General features: G+C 58.9%; 1 protein-coding gene and 1 pseudogene. Both read left to right on the forward strand.

Features of this window, described 5'->3' with window-relative positions:
• Positions 1 to 78: 78 nt before the first annotated feature.
• Positions 79 to 243, forward strand: a pseudogene (locus tag AB6804_RS31800) (transposase); the annotation flags it as partial.
• 781 nt (positions 244 to 1,024) lie between these two features.
• A complete protein-coding gene (locus AB6804_RS31805) occupies positions 1,025 to 1,279 on the forward strand; it encodes a hypothetical protein (RefSeq protein WP_370889826.1) in 255 nt (84 codons plus the stop codon).
• Positions 1,280 to 1,322: the final 43 nt, after the last annotated feature.

Raw genomic sequence — 1,322 nt, forward strand, 5'->3', positions numbered from 1 at the left:
CAGATTCTCAGCTGAAACCTCCACCGCCTTCAATCTCCCGCCTCAACTCCCCCGTACACCAGTTTCGACTTTAGCTCTCGCGCGCGGGTCGAACATGCGTTCGCCGTAGTCAAGCGCCTGTGGCGTTTGACCAAGATGCGCTACCGGGGCTTGGCGAAGAATGCAAACCGTGCGTTTGTGGCGCTCGCGCTCGCCAACGTTTACCTGTCGCGTAAGCGATTGATGGGTTCAGTCCGCCTGTAAAGGGCGAGAAGCCGGCAAACCGCCCACGCCTCAGGCCCTCAAGGGCCAAAAGTCGCAACTCAAGGGCTTATTTGTGTTCCATCAATCGTCAATCGACAGGAGCCCGCGAATTCAGTGTCTTGTTCAGCATTGCCTTAGGTCGCACAGTAGCGAACCCCATGCTACGCACACCACTTTCATCAACCAGCTCCTTAGTTAGGCCTGGGCCATCGGCAGCAGTCGTGCCGATACCAAGCGGAAGCCGCGCGATGGTTGTGCCTAACGGCACCGCCCGACGCTCAGCCATACCGGAACAGCGCTTGCTCCGTGCACTCCGGCAATAGAGACGCGGAAATATGGCAGACCGGCACAAGCCCGGCGAGAAGCTCGACCTCGGGCATCTACAAGGTGGTGAAAGAAGGCGACGGCGCCTCGGGGTTTGAGGTGGCATGCGTCGAAGGTGAGCATTCTCGCCGACCAAGCGGCAAAGGTGCTCATGACCAGTCGGTCTACGCGGGCACTCATTGCCACAAGACCAGGGAACTGAGCAGCAGGCGACAAGTAAATTGCGAGTTGCAAGATGGCGGTGTCAGACGAAGGGCTCTTTGCGGTCTCGGTTACCGACATTAGGGCGTTACCAGGCAGGCCGGGAAAAGTCACCTTTTGGTTGACGAACGTCTCGAGTGAGCCGCTGGAGTTCCTCAAAAGCGCACTGGAAGTCCAAAGACGGCTGCCACGAGGACGCCACACGCTTCCAAGCGCGGGCCGGGGGTACGTGGTAGTTACGGCAATTGAGCCGGGGATGACGATTGACGCATTTGGCGAGTTGCCCGTCATCGTCAACATCGATCGGCGGACGGGTTTCGGCGGGCTGATCCCGGTCGAGCCGCCGCCCGCGCAAGATCCACACTTCTATTTTCCAGCCCGGCTTTTCTATCGCCGATCGACCGGCGAACTTTTCGAGACGGGGGTCTATCGGCGGCTTTACTATCCGAACCTTAGTTTTTCAGTGACGGAGACAGCGCACAGAGGTGGCGCCGTTGGTTCGGACAGTTAGATCGAGTTTATAAGTGGAAGCGCCGGGGTCATCAAGCTGCCGA

The sequence above is a fragment of the Caballeronia sp. RCC_10 genome, assembly GCF_041360715.1.
GTDB classification, from domain to species: domain Bacteria; phylum Pseudomonadota; class Gammaproteobacteria; order Burkholderiales; family Burkholderiaceae; genus Caballeronia; species Caballeronia grimmiae.

What these genes read in the sequence shown, in the direction of transcription:
- AB6804_RS31805 (WP_370889826.1), top strand. Translation starts at nt 1,025, where the DNA reads ATGACGATTGACGCATTTGGCGAGTTGCCCGTCATCGTCAACATCGAT.